Annotated in this window: 17 protein-coding genes; 12 read left to right on the top strand and 5 right to left on the bottom strand. The window is 65.8% G+C overall.

Going from position 1 to position 13227, the window contains the following annotated elements:
* Positions 1-171 precede the first annotated feature (171 nt).
* From NLM25_RS40560 to NLM25_RS40510, 11 genes are all read left to right on the top strand, one after another.
* Entirely contained in the window at positions 172-783 is a 612-nt protein-coding gene (locus tag NLM25_RS40560; protein ID WP_254140634.1) for a permease, read from the top strand.
* Complete coding sequence (locus NLM25_RS40555; protein WP_254140633.1) at positions 780-1280, top strand: hypothetical protein; 501 nt, start codon at positions 780-782, stop codon at positions 1278-1280. The genes NLM25_RS40560 and NLM25_RS40555 overlap by 4 nt, the downstream gene beginning before the upstream one ends.
* A 44-nt stretch (positions 1281-1324) precedes the next feature.
* Positions 1325-1573, top strand: coding sequence for a hypothetical protein (locus NLM25_RS40550; protein WP_254124667.1), 249 nt, complete (start codon positions 1325-1327; stop codon positions 1571-1573).
* A 2-nt stretch (positions 1574-1575) separates the two neighbouring features.
* Entirely contained in the window at positions 1576-2334 is a 759-nt protein-coding gene (locus tag NLM25_RS40545) for a metal ABC transporter ATP-binding protein (protein WP_254123476.1), read from the top strand.
* Positions 2335-2340: 6 nt separating this feature from the next.
* Positions 2341-3210 carry a metal ABC transporter permease gene (locus tag NLM25_RS40540; RefSeq protein ID WP_254140632.1) on the top strand — a complete coding sequence of 290 codons (870 nt, stop codon included), beginning with the start codon at positions 2341-2343 and terminating at the stop codon, positions 3208-3210.
* A 2-nt stretch (positions 3211-3212) separates the two neighbouring features.
* A complete protein-coding gene (locus NLM25_RS40535; protein WP_254140631.1) occupies positions 3213-4076 on the top strand; it encodes a metal ABC transporter solute-binding protein, Zn/Mn family in 864 nt (287 codons plus the stop codon).
* Positions 4077-4131: 55 nt separating this feature from the next.
* On the top strand, positions 4132-5193 hold the full coding sequence (locus tag NLM25_RS40530; protein WP_254140630.1) for a GTP-binding protein: 1062 nt from the start codon (positions 4132-4134) through the stop codon (positions 5191-5193).
* Entirely contained in the window at positions 5193-6212 is a 1020-nt protein-coding gene (locus NLM25_RS40525; RefSeq protein WP_254140629.1) for a WD40 repeat domain-containing protein, read from the top strand. Before NLM25_RS40530 ends, NLM25_RS40525 begins: the two co-directional genes overlap by 1 nt.
* Positions 6213-6242: 30 nt before the next feature.
* Positions 6243-6959 carry an MgtC/SapB family protein gene (locus NLM25_RS40520; protein WP_254140628.1) on the top strand — a complete coding sequence of 239 codons (717 nt, stop codon included), beginning with the start codon at positions 6243-6245 and terminating at the stop codon, positions 6957-6959.
* A gap of 101 nt (positions 6960-7060) precedes the next feature.
* Positions 7061-7396, top strand: coding sequence for a hypothetical protein (locus NLM25_RS40515; protein ID WP_254140627.1), 336 nt, complete (start codon positions 7061-7063; stop codon positions 7394-7396).
* 94 nt (positions 7397-7490) lie between these two features.
* Positions 7491-8231, top strand: coding sequence for an acetoacetate decarboxylase (locus tag NLM25_RS40510; RefSeq protein WP_254123470.1), 741 nt, complete (start codon positions 7491-7493; stop codon positions 8229-8231).
* A gap of 64 nt (positions 8232-8295) precedes the next feature.
* On the opposite strand, the gene NLM25_RS40505 is transcribed toward NLM25_RS40510, so the two are convergent.
* The 4 genes from NLM25_RS40505 to NLM25_RS40490 form a co-directional block, all read right to left on the bottom strand.
* Complete coding sequence (locus NLM25_RS40505) at positions 8296-9738, bottom strand: homospermidine synthase (RefSeq protein ID WP_254140626.1); 1443 nt, start codon at positions 9736-9738, stop codon at positions 8296-8298.
* A 48-nt stretch (positions 9739-9786) separates the two neighbouring features.
* A complete protein-coding gene (locus tag NLM25_RS40500; protein WP_254140625.1) occupies positions 9787-10176 on the bottom strand; it encodes a RidA family protein in 390 nt (129 codons plus the stop codon).
* A 148-nt stretch (positions 10177-10324) separates the two neighbouring features.
* On the bottom strand, positions 10325-10912 hold the full coding sequence (locus NLM25_RS40495) for a GNAT family N-acetyltransferase (RefSeq protein WP_254140624.1): 588 nt from the start codon (positions 10910-10912) through the stop codon (positions 10325-10327).
* A gap of 132 nt (positions 10913-11044) precedes the next feature.
* Positions 11045-12187 carry a type III PLP-dependent enzyme gene (locus NLM25_RS40490; protein ID WP_254123466.1) on the bottom strand — a complete coding sequence of 381 codons (1143 nt, stop codon included), beginning with the start codon at positions 12185-12187 and terminating at the stop codon, positions 11045-11047.
* On the opposite strand from NLM25_RS40490, the gene NLM25_RS40485 reads away from it, so the two are divergent.
* Positions 12174-12374, top strand: a complete 201-nt coding sequence (locus NLM25_RS40485) for a hypothetical protein (protein ID WP_254140623.1) — start codon at positions 12174-12176, stop codon at positions 12372-12374. The two genes, NLM25_RS40490 and NLM25_RS40485, sit on opposite strands and share 14 nt — an antisense overlap.
* 484 nt (positions 12375-12858) lie before the next feature.
* Here NLM25_RS40485 and NLM25_RS40480 read toward each other — a convergent pair whose 3' ends face one another.
* Positions 12859-13113 (bottom strand): hypothetical protein, encoded by a 255-nt coding sequence (locus tag NLM25_RS40480; protein ID WP_254123465.1) that lies wholly within the window; start codon positions 13111-13113, stop codon positions 12859-12861.
* Positions 13114-13227 lie beyond the last annotated feature (114 nt).

The following is a 13227-nucleotide window of genomic DNA, read 5'->3' as shown; positions in this document are numbered from 1 at the left end:
CGTCGCCTCGGACTGACGACATCGAGAAAGGCGGTCGCTCACGCGGCCGCCTTTTTGCTGTGCGGAATTGCCCTGCGCGGTGCGCGCACAGGTCTGTCATCGTACCGTTTGCATCACCTCGGCGGCACCCTTAATCAGGATGGGCATCACCCTCGAGCCGCCCCACACCCGTTGTCAGAACCTTCCCCGAACAATCCGGCGCCTGCCGAGGACGCGGAGTCCGAGCCGCGGCCGGGGCGTGTGCGCAAGCCGATCGGCTGGTCGACCATCATCATCGCGGCGCTGGTGGCGGTGAGCGCGGGCCTGGTCTGGCGCCGTGACGGCACCGACGGTGTCCTTGAGATTCTCACGCACGACCTCTCGCTGTTCGGCGGCATCCTGCCGCGCGTGCTGGCGGGCTGCCTGCTCGGGGCCTTCATCTCCGAAATCCTGCCGCACGAAAAAGTCTCGCGCTCGCTCGGGCCGAAATCCGGCCTGATGGGTCTTCTGATCGGCACGGCCTTCGGCGCAATTCTCCCGGGCGGACCCTTCACCGCCTATCCGGTGGCGAGCGCGCTGCTCGCGGTCGGCGCCGATTTCGGCGCCACCATCGCCATGGTCGTGAGCTGGACCCTGATCGGCTACGGCCGGGCGGTGGCCTGGGAAATCCCGATCATGGGCACCGACTTCACGCTGTGGCGGATCCTGATCTCGCTGCCGCTGCCGGTGCTCGCCGGCGCGCTCGGCCGCTTCGTCTATGTCCGGGTCTATCCGCAGCCGGCCGCGAAGGATGACGAGACTTGAGCGCCGCGCTTCTCATCGACATCCTGTTGTGGGGCTCGGTGTTCGGCGTCGGCCTGATCGCCTTCCGCCGCGGCCCTCCGGTGTTCAAGGCCTCGCTGCGCGAAGGCTCGATGGACTTCATCAACATCGTGCCGCGGATTGCGCTGGGCGTGATCGGCTCCGGCTACATCGCCGCCATCATCCCGCAGGAGGTGATCACCGGCTGGCTCGGGCCGGACAGCGGCTGGCTCGGGGTTGCGAGCGCCGTGGTCGCCGGCGCCGCCACGCCGGGCGGGCCTGTGATCGGCTTCTCCATCGGCACTGTGGCGCTGAAATCCGGGGGCGGCGTGCCCCAGGTGGTCGCCTATGTCGTCGCCTGGGCCCTGTTCGCCTTCCAGCGGGTGATCTTGTGGGAAATTCCGTTCATGCCGGCCCGCTTCGTCTGGTTCCGCTGCGCCGTCTCGGTGCCGTTCCCCTTCGTCGCCGCCGCCATCGCGATGGTGATCGGCAAGCCCTGAGCCGGCCGTGGACAGGCGTAATGTTATAATATAACGTCTTCGGCATGGTTCCCGCCGCGTCCCACGCCCATCATCACGACCATGCTCATGGCCACTCCCACGGCCATACCCACGACCACGGGCATTCGCACGGGCACGACCACACCCACGCCCATGTCCACGATGCGGCCTCGCCGCATCCGGCCCAGGACGCGCCCTGGTCGATCCTGCGCATGACCTTGGCGGGCCGCCTCGCGGCCGCACTTGCCGTCTGCGCCGTGCTCTGGGGCGTGGTCTTCCTGGCGATGAGGTGACCATGGCGGCGGCGCTGCACTTTCACAATGTCACGCTCGGCTATGACCGCCATCCGGCCGTGCATCATCTCAACGGCGAGGTCGCCGCCGGTGCGCTGGTTGCCGTGATCGGCCCGAACGGCGCCGGCAAATCGACGCTGCTGCGCGGCATCGTCGGCATTGTCCGGCCGCTCGACGGCAGCATCCATCTTGGCGGGCTCGACAGCAGGGACATCGCCTATCTGCCGCAGAGCGCGGAGATCGACCGCAGCTTCCCGATCTCGGTGTTCGATTTCGTCGGCACCGGGCTGTGGCGCGGCACCGGCCTGTTCGGCGGCATCGGCAAGGCCGCCCGCGGGAAGATCTTGCGCGCGATCGCAGCCGTCGGCCTCAATGGCTTCGAGAACCGCCCCATTGGCACGCTCTCGGGCGGGCAGATGCAGCGCGTGCTGTTCGCGCGCGTGCTGCTCCAGGATGCACGCCTGATCGTGCTCGACGAGCCCTTCAACGCCATCGACAGCAAGACCACGACCGACCTGCTCGCGCTGGTGAAGCACTGGCACGGCGAGGGCCGCACCGTGCTCGCCGCGCTGCACGACATGGAGATGGTGCGCAACCATTTCACCGAGACCCTGGTGCTGGCGCGCGGTCCCGTGGCGTGGGGCCCGACGGCGGAGGTGCTGACGCCCGAAAATCTGATGGTTGCGATGCGGATGTGCGAGGCCTTTGACGACAGTGCCGCTGCGTGCGCGGCTGACGAAGTCGGTTCGCGGGCGGCGTGATCACAGATGGTCTATGACGCGCTGATCGGCCCGTTCACCGAATTCGAGTTCATGCGGCGGGCGCTCGCCGCCGTGATAGCGCTGTCGCTGGCGGGTGCGCCGATAGGCGTGTTCCTGATGCTGCGGCGGATGAGCCTCGTCGGCGATGCCATGGCGCATGCGATCCTGCCCGGCGCGGCCGTAGGCTTCCTGCTCTCCGGCCTCAATCTGTTCGCGATGACGGCCGGCGGCCTGATCGCCGGCTTTGCCGTCGCGATCCTCGCCGGCGTCGTCGCGCGTTCGACCGGGCTGAAGGAGGACGCCTCGCTCGCGACCTTCTATCTGGCCTCGCTGGCGCTCGGCGTCACCATCGTCTCGATCAAGGGCACCAACATCGACCTGTTGCACGTGCTGTTCGGCAACATCCTCGCGATGGACGACCAGACATTGCTGGTGGTCGCCTTCAACGCCACGGTGACGCTGCTGGTGCTCGCGGTGATCTATCGGCCGCTGGTGATCGAGAGCGTCGATCCGCTGTTTCTGCGCACGGTCAGCCGCGCCGGTGGGCCGGCGCATCTCGCCTTTCTCGCGCTGGTCGTGATCAACCTCGTCAACGGCTTTCAGGCGCTCGGCACGCTGCTGGCGGTGGGATTGATGATTTTGCCGGCGGGCATTGCGCGGTTCTGGTCGCGCGACCTCACCGTCATGATCTGCATCGCGGTCGTCGCCGCCGCTGTCTCGGGCTATGCCGGCCTCGTGCTGTCGTTCCAGACCCGCGTGCCTTCAGGCCCCGCGATCATCCTGGTCGCGACGGGGATCTACATCGTCTCCGTGCTGTTCGGCCGCGTCGGCGGCGTCGTCAGGCAGATGTTTCCCGGCCGGCATCTGGAGGCGTGAGGATGCGCTTCCTTCTCGTCTTTGCCCTGCTGCTGATCGCCGCGCCGCTGCATGCCGCCGAGCGGCTCAACGTCGTCGCGAGCTTCTCGATCCTTGCCGACTTCGTCCGCAATGTCGGCGGCGACCGGATCAACCTGACCACGCTGGTCGGCGCCGACAGCGACGTCCACGTCTACACGCCGGCGCCTGGTGATGCGAAGCGAATCGCGGACGCGAAGCTCGTCATCGTCAACGGGCTCGGCCTCGAAGGCTGGCTGCCGCGTCTCGTGCAGTCGTCCGGCGCCAAGGCGCAAGTCGTCACCGCAAGCGCCGGCATCGCGCCGCTAAAACTCGGCTCGGCCGCCGATCCCCACGCCTGGCAGTCCGTGCCGAATGCCAAGATCTACGTGACCGACATCGCCAACGCGCTGGCTGCGGCCGACCCTGACGACGCGGAGTTCTTCCGCACTCAGGCCAAGGCCTATCTGGACAAGCTCGAGGCGCTCGACCGTGAGGTCCGCGAGGCCGTGGCCAAGATCCCGCCCGAGCGGCGCAAGGTGATCTCGACCCACGATGCCTTTGGCTATTTCGCCGCCGAATATGGCGTCCAGTTCGTGGCCCCCCTGGGCGTCTCGACCGAAACCGAGCCCAGCGCCCGGGACATCGCGGCCATCATTGGCCAGATCAAGGCCGCGAGGATTCCGGCGGTATTTCTGGAAAATATCAGCGACGACCGCCTGATCCGGCGGATCGCGGCCGAGACCGGCGCAAAGGTCGGCGGGACCCTGATTTCGGACGGTTTGACCGGCGAAAAGGGGCCTGCACCCACTTACATTGACATGGTCAGGCACAATATAAAGGCGCTGACCAGCGCGCTTGACCATTAGGGCAGGGGCCACCCCGCCTGGCGTCGCGCGAAAAAGCCCGAAGTCCGGAGTTGTTATGTCTGAAGTGACCTCCCAGAAAATTCCCGTGACCGTCCTCACCGGCTATCTCGGTGCCGGCAAGACCACGCTCCTGAACCGCATCCTGTCGGAAAACCACGGCAAGAAATACGCCGTCATCGTCAACGAATTCGGCGAGATCGGCATCGACAACGACCTCATCATCGGCGCCGATGAGGAAGTGTTCGAGATGAACAACGGCTGCATCTGCTGCACCGTGCGCGGCGACCTCGTCCGCATCATGGACGGCCTGATGAAGCGCAAGGGCAAGTTCGACGCCATCATCGTCGAGACCACCGGCCTTGCCGATCCCGCGCCCGTCGCCCAGACCTTCTTCGTCGACGAGGACGTCCAGAAGAACGCCCGGCTCGACGCCGTCGTCACCGTCGCCGACGCCAAATGGCTGTCCGACCGGCTCAAGGACGCGCCGGAGGCCAAGAACCAGATCGCGTTTGCCGACGTCATCGTGCTGAACAAGACCGATCTCGTCACCAAGCCCGAGCTTGCCGAGGTCGAGGCCCGCATCCGCGGCATCAACCCCTATGCCAAGCTGCATCGTACCGAGCGCTGCTCGGTGGCGCTGGCGGACGTGCTCGACCGCGGCGCGTTCGACCTCGACCGTATCCTCGACATCGAGCCTGATTTCCTGGAGGCCGACGATCATGACCACGACCATGATCATCACCACCATCACGGCCACGACCACCATCACCATGATCACGGCCACGGTCATGGTCACGGCCTGAAGCACTATCACGACGAGGACATGCAGTCGTTGTCGCTCAAGACCGACAAACCGCTCGATCCCAACGTGTTCATGCCCTGGCTCCAGAACCTGGTGCAGGTCGAAGGCGGCAAGATCCTGCGCTCCAAGGGCATCCTCGCCTTCCACGACGATGACGACCGCTACGTCTTCCAGGGTGTCCACATGATGCTGGAGGGCAACCACCAGCGGAAGTGGAAGGAGGGCGAGCCGCGTGAGAGCCGTCTCGTCTTCATCGGTCGCGAATTGCCGGAAAAGGCCATTCGCGAGGGTTTTGAGAGCTGCATCGTCTCGTGATGAAAGAGTTTACGCCCGCGCCCGATTCCGCCTCGATCGTCTCCGTCACCGACCGCGTCAAGCCGGTTGCGCTCGGCATGGGCGTGACCTCCGTGCATTTCCTCGGCCCCCGCGCCGCCTTCGTCGGCGGCGAAGAGAATGTCGCGTTCGTTGATAGCAAGGGCGAAGTCACCACGGTTGCCGCGCACAGCGGCGGCATTCTCTCGGCCGCCTCCGACGGCAAGCGCCTCGTCATGGGCGGTGACGACGGCAAGGTCGTCGCGCTCGACGCCAAGGGCGAGGTGACGCTGCTGGCCACCGATCCGAAGCGGCGCTGGATCGACGCGGTGGCGCTGCATCCCGACGGTGCCTTCGCCTGGTCGGCCGGCAAGACGGCAACCGTGAAGAGCGGCAAGGCCGAGGAGAAGTCGCTCGAGGTGCCCTCGACCGTCGGCGGGCTCGCGTTCGCGCCGAAGGGCCTGCGGCTCGCGATCGCCCACTACAACGGCGCGACGCTGTGGTTTCCGAACATGGAGGGATCAGCCGAATTCCTGCCCTGGGCGGGCTCGCATCTCGGCGTCACCTTCAGCCCTGACAACAAATTCCTCGTCACCACCATGCATGAGGCGGCGCTGCACGGCTGGCGGCTCGCCGACAACCGGCACATGCGCATGACCGGCTATCCCGGCCGCGTCCGCTCGATGTCCTGGAGCGCGGGCGGCAAGGGGCTGGCGACCTCGGGTGCCGACACCGTCATCATATGGCCGTTCGCCAGCAAGGACGGCCCGATGGGCAAGGAGCCCGCGATGCTGGCGCCGCTGCAGGCGCGCGTGTCGGTGGTCGCCTGCCATCCAAAGAACGACATCCTCGCCGCCGGCTACAGCGACGGCACCGTGCTGATGGTGCGTCTGGAAGACGGCGCCGAGATCCTGGTCCGCCGCAACGGCACGCCGCCAGTGGCCGCGCTCGCCTGGAACGCCAAGGGCACGCTGCTGGCGTTCGCCGACGAAAGTGGGGACGGCGGCCTGCTGGAGCTTTAATCTGTCATGGTTCTGACCGTATAGGGGACCATGCGGTTTTTGACGACCTTCCAGCTTGCCGACTTCGCGGACACGCTGGTCAGCCTGACCACGGCCTTCGTGCTGGGCACGCTGATCGGCGCCGAGCGGCAGTATCGCCAGCGTACCGCCGGCCTGCGCACCAATGTGCTGGTCGCCGTCGGCGCCGCCGCCTTCGTCGATCTCGCCATGCATCTGGACGGTGCGGACGGCGCGGTGCGGGTGATCGCCTATGTCGTCTCAGGCATCGGCTTCCTCGGCGCCGGCGTCATCATGAAGCAGGGCATGGACGTGCGCGGGCTCAACACCGCCGCGACGCTGTGGGCCTCGGCCGCGGTCGGCTCCTGCGCCGGGGCCGACATGGTCGCCCAGGCCGCGGCGCTCACCGTGTTCGTCATCGCCGGCAACACCATGCTGCGGCCGCTGGTCAACGCCATCAACCGTATCCCGCTGAACGAGAAGGCGCTGGAGGCGACCTACTACTTCAAGCTCGCAGTCGCGGCCGACGCCCTGCCTGATATGCGCGACCGTCTGGTCGACAGGCTGGAGGCCGCGAAATATCCGGTCGCCGATGTGGACGTGGTCGAGATCGGCGACGACATCCTGGAGATCGTCGCCAAGCTGGTCGCGACCGCGGTCGATCCGAACGAGCTGAATGTCGTGGCGACCGATCTCCAGCATCTGCCGGGCGTTCGCCACGCCACCTGGGAAGTCAGCACGACGGAATAGGCGCAGCGTTTTAGCGTCAGGCGACAGGTTCCGGCCTTGCCGGCGGCGGAACTGTCGTGGGGGCAAGTTCGTTGATCCCGCGAACAGATGCGGTGATCGACATGACCGGCAATGACAAGCGCAGACTGAAACTCGACCTGATGATCGCCTGCTCGCTGTTTGCGGCCGGCATCGTGATATCGGGCGTATCGATCGCGCAAATCCGCGCCGAGAGCCGGATGCAGACGGCGCAGGCGACGCCGCCGCTCCAGGGCACGCCGTCCGACGACCAGAGCAAGACACCCGCCGAATCCAAGCCCGGCGGCGACCGGCCGACCACGCCGGCGCCCGAGCCGGCGCGTCCCGATCCGCAGACGCAGGGCGCGGCGGGTACGGCCAAACCGGCATTGCCGCCGGCCCCTGCCGAGAAGATCGCGCCGCCGATCAAGGAGAAGTAGCCCGCCGGCCGGCGTATTGTGACGCGCATTTGATCTCGCCTCGGCAAACGGCCCGTTCCATAATCCGTCGCGCCAACGACAGATGGGGCCTCCCATGAAGATCGAAGACGTCCGCCGCACCGCTTATTCGATGCCGCTCACCAACCCGTCATTCCCGCCGGGGCCATATCGCTTCTTCGACCGGGAATATTTCATCATCACCTACACGACCGATCCCGAAGCCCTCGCCAGAATCGTGCCGGAGCCGCTGGAGGTGGCGGAGCCGGTGGTGAAATACGAATTCATCCGCATGCCCGATTCGACCGGATTCGGCGACTACACCGAAACCGGGCAGGTCATCCCGGTCCGCTTCAAGGGTGAGTTGGGCGCCTACACCCACGCGATGTACCTCGACGATGAGGGGCCGATCGCCGGCGGCCGCGAGCTGTGGGGCTTTCCGAAGAAGCTGGCGAAGCCGAAGATCGAGGTCGAGAGCGACGTGCTCGTCGGTTCGCTGCACTACGGTTCGGTGCTGTGCGCGTCTGCGACCATGGGCTACAAGCACCGCCCGCTCGATCATGACACCGTGCTGAACTCGATGAAGGCGCCGAACTTCATCCTGAAGATCATTCCGCACGTGGACGGCAGCCCGCGGATCTGCGAGCTGGTACGGTTTCATCTCGAGGACGTCACGCTGAAGGAAGCCTGGACCGGTCCCGCCGCGCTCGGCCTGTTTCCCCATGCGCTCTGCGATGTCGCCCGCCTGCCAGTGCGCGAGGTCGTCTCCGCGCTGCACTTCAAGGCGGATTTGACGCTGGGGCTCGGCAGCGTGGCGTTCGACTACATGGCGAAGTAGGTCGCGAACAAGAAAATGCCCGGCGCGAGGCCGGGCATCATGATCGATCAGGCGTGGTGCGCGATCAACGGACCAGGATATTCCGGAACTGCCAGGGATCGCTCGTGTCGATATCTTCCGGAAACAGTCCCGGGCGATCCGTCAGCGGCGTCCAGTCGGTGTAGAAACCCTTCACCGGGCCGAGATACGGCAGCTGGATTTCAAGCAGGCGATCGAAATCCATCTCGTCGGCTTCGACGATGCCTTCGTTCGGGTTTTCCAGCGCCCAGACCATGCCGCCGAGCACGGCGGAGGTCACTTGCAGGCCGGTGGCGTTCTGATAGGGCGCGAGCCTGCGGGTCTCTTCGATGGAGAGCTGCGAGCCGTACCAGTAGGCATTGTTGTCATGGCCGAACAGCAGCACGCCGAGCTCGTCGATGCCGTCGACGATCTCGTTCTCGTCGAGGATGTGGTGCTTTTCCTGCATCTTCGCGGCGCGGCCGAACATTTCGTGCAGCGACAGCACGGCGTCGTCGGCCGGATGATAGGCATAGTGGCAGGTCGGCCGGTAGACCGCCTTGCCCGATGCGTCGCGCACCGTGAAGTAATCGGAGATCGAGATCGACTCGTTGTGGGTGACGAGGAAGCCATACTGCGCGCCGCGGGTCGGGCACCAGGTGCGCACGCGCGTGTTGGCGCCGGGCTGCATCAGGTAGATGGCCGCGCCGCAGCCGGCTTCGTGGGTGCGCGCATTCTCCGGCATCCATTTCTCGTGGGTGCCCCAGCCGAGCTCGGACGGCTGCACGCCTTCCGACAGAAAACCTTCCACCGACCAGGTGTTGACGAAGACGTCCGGCTCTTTCGGCGACTTGGAGCGCTGGGTGTCGCGTTCGGCGATGTGGATGCCCTTGATGCCCGCCTGCCGCATCAGGTCCGCCCATTCGGCCTTGGTCTTCGGCCGGGGGGCATTGAGCTTCAGATCGGCGGCGACGTTGAGCAGCGCCTGCTTGACGAAGAACGAGACCATGCCGGGATTGGCGCCGCAGCACGAGACGGCCGTGGTCGAGCCCTTAGGCCGCGCCTTCTTGGCGGCCAGCGTCACTTCGCGAAGCGCGTAGTTGGAGCGTGCTTCCGGGCCCTTCGAGGAATCGAAATAGAAGCCGAGCCAGGGCTCGTTGACGGTGTCGATATAGAGAGCGCCGAGCTCGTTGCAGAGCTCCATGATGTCGGTGGAGCCGGTATCGACCGAGAGATTGACGCAAAAGCCCTGGCCGCCGCCTTCGGTCAGCAGCGGGGTCAGCAATTCGCGGTAGTTGTCCTTCGTCACGGCCTTCTGGATGAAGCGCACATTCTGCTTCTCGCAATGCGCCTTGCGGCCCTCGTCCTTGGGATCGATCACGGTGACGCGCGACTTGTCGTAATCGAGATGCCGCTCGATCATCGGCAGCGTGCCTTTGCCGATGGAGCCGAAGCCGACCATGACGATAGGACCGGTGATCTTCGCGTAGATCTGCGAGGCGGGGCTCATGGGATGGTTTCTCCGGGACGTGCTGGCGGACAAAGGGTGAGGGGTGGATCAGGCGCTGCGGCGCTTGGCGGTGACTTCGATCTCGACCTTCATCTCGGGCTTGTAGAGCGCCGAGACGACGAGAAGAGTTGCGGCCGGGCGGATCTCGCCGAGGACTTCGCCGCAAACCGCGAAGTGGGCGTCCGCATCCTTGGCGTCGGTGAGGTAGTAGGTCACGCGGACGATGTCGGCCATCTCGAAACCGCCCTCCTTCAGGGCGGCCTCGATGGTCTTGAAGCAGTTGCGTGACTGGCTCGTGACATCGGCCGGCATCGTCATCGTCGTGTAGTCGTAGCCGGTGGTTCCCGCGACGAAGGCGAACTCGCCGTCGATCACGGCGCGGCTGTAGCCGGCGGTCTTCTCGAACGGGGAGCCGGTGGAAATCAGGCGGCGGGGCATGGGTTCGGCCTCGACTGAAAGAGGGAATTTCGTGGGGTTAAAGGGCGTTTCCGGGGCCCGCGCAACCCCAAAGGAACAGGGTCTAGCGCAGGCGCGGCCGGGCGCTGCCGCGGAACGCGGCTTGGGTCGTCGCCATCATGGCAATCCCTTAGGCCGCTTGCGCGTGGAGGCCGCGAACCGACCTCCGTTTGGGCAAGGCGGCTCCGGTCGGGACGATCATCCCCTCGGCGCCATCGAGAGCGCCGTCGGTAAATTCGATCGCCAGCAGGCGGTCGCGCTCGAACGGGCCGGGCAGCGACAGCTGGCCGGTCTTCTCGCCCGTGAAGCCGAAGCGGGCGTAATAGGGGGCGTCGCCGAGCAGGATCACGGCGGCATGCCCGCGCGCCCGGGCGGTGGCCAGCGCTTGATGCATCAGCGCGGCGCCGATCCCGAGCTCGCGGAACGCAGGGTCCACAGCCAGCGGTCCGAGGACCAGAGCGGGCCTGCCTCCGGCGCTGACGTGCCACAGCCGCACGGTTCCCACGAGCGTCCCCTCGCGCACGGCCGACAGGGCAAGCCCTGCGGCTGGTGCGCGTCCGTCGCGCAGGCGCTGGCAGGTGCGGCCGTGGCGGTTCTCGCCAAAGCAGGCATCGAGCAGCGCTTCACGCACAGCGACGTCGGCAGCACGTTCCGCACGGATCGCGAACGGAGCGGCTTCCGAAGTGAGGGCGACTTGTGGCTTCCGAAAAGCAGTCATGGCGCGTCAGTCCCCGCTTGAACGGACGTGCCCGATAGGCACGCCTGTCCAAGACGTCGTCAGAATTGCAATGTCAGGAAGGGAGCCGGCGGACCGGCTCCCGGGTTCGTCAGGCCTCAAGAAGGAGGCAAATCAGATGTGGTACGTCTTCAGCGGCGGGATACCGTTGAACGCCACCGCCGAGTAGGTCGACGTATAGGCCCCGGTGCCCTCGATCAGCAGCTTGTCGCCGATCTCGAGCGTCACCGGAAGCGGGTACGGGTTCTTCTCGTACAGCACGTCGGCGCTGTCGCAGGTCGGGCCCGCGAGCACGCACGGCGTCATGTCCGCGCCGTCATGCGGGGTGCGGATGGCGTAGCGGATCGACTCGTCCATGGTCTCGGCGAGACCGCCGAACTTGCCGATGTCGAGATAGACCCAGCGCACCTCGTCCTCGTCGCTCTTCTTCGAGATGAGCACGACCTCGGATTCGATGATGCCGGCGTTGCCCACCATGCCGCGACCCGGCTCGATGATGGTCTCCGGAATCTGGTTGCCGAAGTGCTTGCGCAGCGCGCGGAAGATCGAGCGGCCGTAGGTGACGACCGGCGGCACGTCCTTCAGGTACTTGGTCGGGAAGCCGCCGCCCATGTTGACCATGGTCAGGTTGATGCCCCGCTCGGCGCAGTCGCGGAACACCTGCGAGGCCATCGCCAGCGCACGGTCCCACGCCTTCACCTTGCGCTGCTGCGAGCCGACATGGAAGGAGATGCCGCACGGCTCCAGGCCCAGGCGCTTGGCGACGTCGAGCACGTCGACGGCCATTTCCGGGTCGCAGCCGAACTTGCGCGACAGCGGCCACTCGGCGCCGGCGCAGTCATAGAGGATGCGGCAGAACACCTTGGCGCCGGGAGCGGCACGGGCGACCTTCTCGACCTCGGCGGCGCAGTCGACCGCGAACAGGCGAATGCCGAGCGCGAAGGCGCGCGCGATGTCGCGCTCCTTCTTGATCGTGTTGCCGAAGGAGATGCGGTCGGGCGTCGCACCGGCGGCCAGCGCCATCTCGATCTCGGCGACCGTCGCGGTGTCGAAGCAGGAGCCCATGGAGGCCAGCAGCGCCAGCACTTCCGGCGCCGGGTTCGCCTTGACGGCGTAGAACACGCGGCTGTCGGGCAGCGCCTTGGCGAAGGTCTGGTAATTGTCGCGCACGACCTCGAGGTCGACGACGAGGCACGGCTCGGTGTCGAGACCTTCCTTGCGGCGGTTGCGCAGGAATTCCTGGATGCGTTCGGTCATGGCACTCTCCAACGGTCCCAGCGACGGGATCCGCATCAACGTGACGTCGGATAAGAGCGCTTCGGCCACATCGCGCGATGGAGGCGCGCTGAAGCCAAAAGACTCAAACCAGACTGTGCTGCCGTGGATTGGTTGGGAGAGTTTCCCGCCCGCACACCTGGCAATGAAGGACAAGCCTTTTCAGTAGCCCGCGCCGGCGGTGGAATGCCGGTAGAGACCAAAAAAGCCCGATCCGTCGTTGCTTTAAGTCGCGTCCCCCGTTGAGAGCGGGGTGCGCCGGTTCGCCTCCGGCTGCCAGTCACGGTTGCAAAAAGTGAAGTCACCTTCGACATGGCATCTCTTTGAGAGAGATGCTGGACGCTCCGGGTTTGCTTTCGTCTTCCGGCTATGAGCCTTGCGACTTCCGCACTTCCGAAGAGCCCCTCGGCTTCTTCACCCCTTGGCGGCTGTCCGGCCTCTTGTCCGGATACCTACCGACTGACACACGACCACAGGCACGTGCGAAATTGGGCAAGTCCGCACATAAGCGTTTTGACTCTGGTTCGCAAGAATTTTTTTAGGCTGAGAACAGAATTGCCTAACATCCGCTTGCGCTGTGTTGCGCGAGCGACGCGGAAGATGAACGCGCGTTAAGTTTTTTACAGCGCGCGTCTCTCGCGCGCGAGGAAGCGTCAGCCGCGCTTGGTAAAGGGCTCGACGCGCTGAGCCGCGCGGATGAACGCGGTCATCACGAGCACGCCGAGTGCGAACAGCACGGCCTGAAGGATGTGCGCGCCCTGGTCGCCGAGCCCGAACAGGATCGCGAGCGCCCAGCCGCCGGCGAACGCGGCGCCGAACACTTCGGCGCCGATCAGAATGGCAGCGCTGATGACGGTGATGACGCTCGGCCAGACGATCTGACGGGAGGAGGAGGCAGGCGCGTTCATGAGCTCAGGAGTCCCTAGTCTTCGAGGGCCGCAATCTCCCCGAAAAGGCGGCCGGGAGCAAGGGCAAATGGCCCAAAAAAGCCCCATCGCGTGCTATAGCTGACCCCAACAAAT

Origin of the sequence: Bradyrhizobium sp. CCGB01 (assembly GCF_024199795.1) — a bacterium.
GTDB lineage: Bacteria > Pseudomonadota > Alphaproteobacteria > Rhizobiales > Xanthobacteraceae > Bradyrhizobium.
The sequence above is the reverse complement of the archived record's forward strand: the minus strand, read 5'-3'. Positions and strand labels throughout refer to the sequence as shown.

What these genes read in the sequence shown, in the direction of transcription:
- NLM25_RS40550 (WP_254124667.1), top strand. Translation starts at nt 1,325, where the DNA reads ATGGTTCCCGCCGCGTCCCACGCCCATCATCACGACCATGCTCATGGC.
- NLM25_RS40545 (WP_254123476.1), top strand. Translation starts at nt 1,576, where the DNA reads ATGGCGGCGGCGCTGCACTTTCACAATGTCACGCTCGGCTATGACCGC.
- NLM25_RS40540 (WP_254140632.1), top strand. Translation starts at nt 2,341, where the DNA reads ATGGTCTATGACGCGCTGATCGGCCCGTTCACCGAATTCGAGTTCATG.
- NLM25_RS40535 (WP_254140631.1), top strand. Translation starts at nt 3,213, where the DNA reads ATGCGCTTCCTTCTCGTCTTTGCCCTGCTGCTGATCGCCGCGCCGCTG.
- NLM25_RS40530 (WP_254140630.1), top strand. Translation starts at nt 4,132, where the DNA reads ATGTCTGAAGTGACCTCCCAGAAAATTCCCGTGACCGTCCTCACCGGC.
- NLM25_RS40525 (WP_254140629.1), top strand. Translation starts at nt 5,193, where the DNA reads ATGAAAGAGTTTACGCCCGCGCCCGATTCCGCCTCGATCGTCTCCGTC.
- NLM25_RS40520 (WP_254140628.1), top strand. Translation starts at nt 6,243, where the DNA reads ATGCGGTTTTTGACGACCTTCCAGCTTGCCGACTTCGCGGACACGCTG.
- NLM25_RS40515 (WP_254140627.1), top strand. Translation starts at nt 7,061, where the DNA reads ATGACCGGCAATGACAAGCGCAGACTGAAACTCGACCTGATGATCGCC.
- NLM25_RS40510 (WP_254123470.1), top strand. Translation starts at nt 7,491, where the DNA reads ATGAAGATCGAAGACGTCCGCCGCACCGCTTATTCGATGCCGCTCACC.
- NLM25_RS40505 (WP_254140626.1), bottom strand. Translation starts at nt 9,738, where the DNA reads ATGAGCCCCGCCTCGCAGATCTACGCGAAGATCACCGGTCCTATCGTC.
- NLM25_RS40500 (WP_254140625.1), bottom strand. Translation starts at nt 10,176, where the DNA reads ATGCCCCGCCGCCTGATTTCCACCGGCTCCCCGTTCGAGAAGACCGCC.
- NLM25_RS40495 (WP_254140624.1), bottom strand. Translation starts at nt 10,912, where the DNA reads ATGACTGCTTTTCGGAAGCCACAAGTCGCCCTCACTTCGGAAGCCGCT.
- NLM25_RS40485 (WP_254140623.1), top strand. Translation starts at nt 12,174, where the DNA reads ATGCGTTCGGTCATGGCACTCTCCAACGGTCCCAGCGACGGGATCCGC.
- NLM25_RS40490 (WP_254123466.1), bottom strand. Translation starts at nt 12,187, where the DNA reads ATGACCGAACGCATCCAGGAATTCCTGCGCAACCGCCGCAAGGAAGGT.
- NLM25_RS40480 (WP_254123465.1), bottom strand. Translation starts at nt 13,113, where the DNA reads ATGAACGCGCCTGCCTCCTCCTCCCGTCAGATCGTCTGGCCGAGCGTC.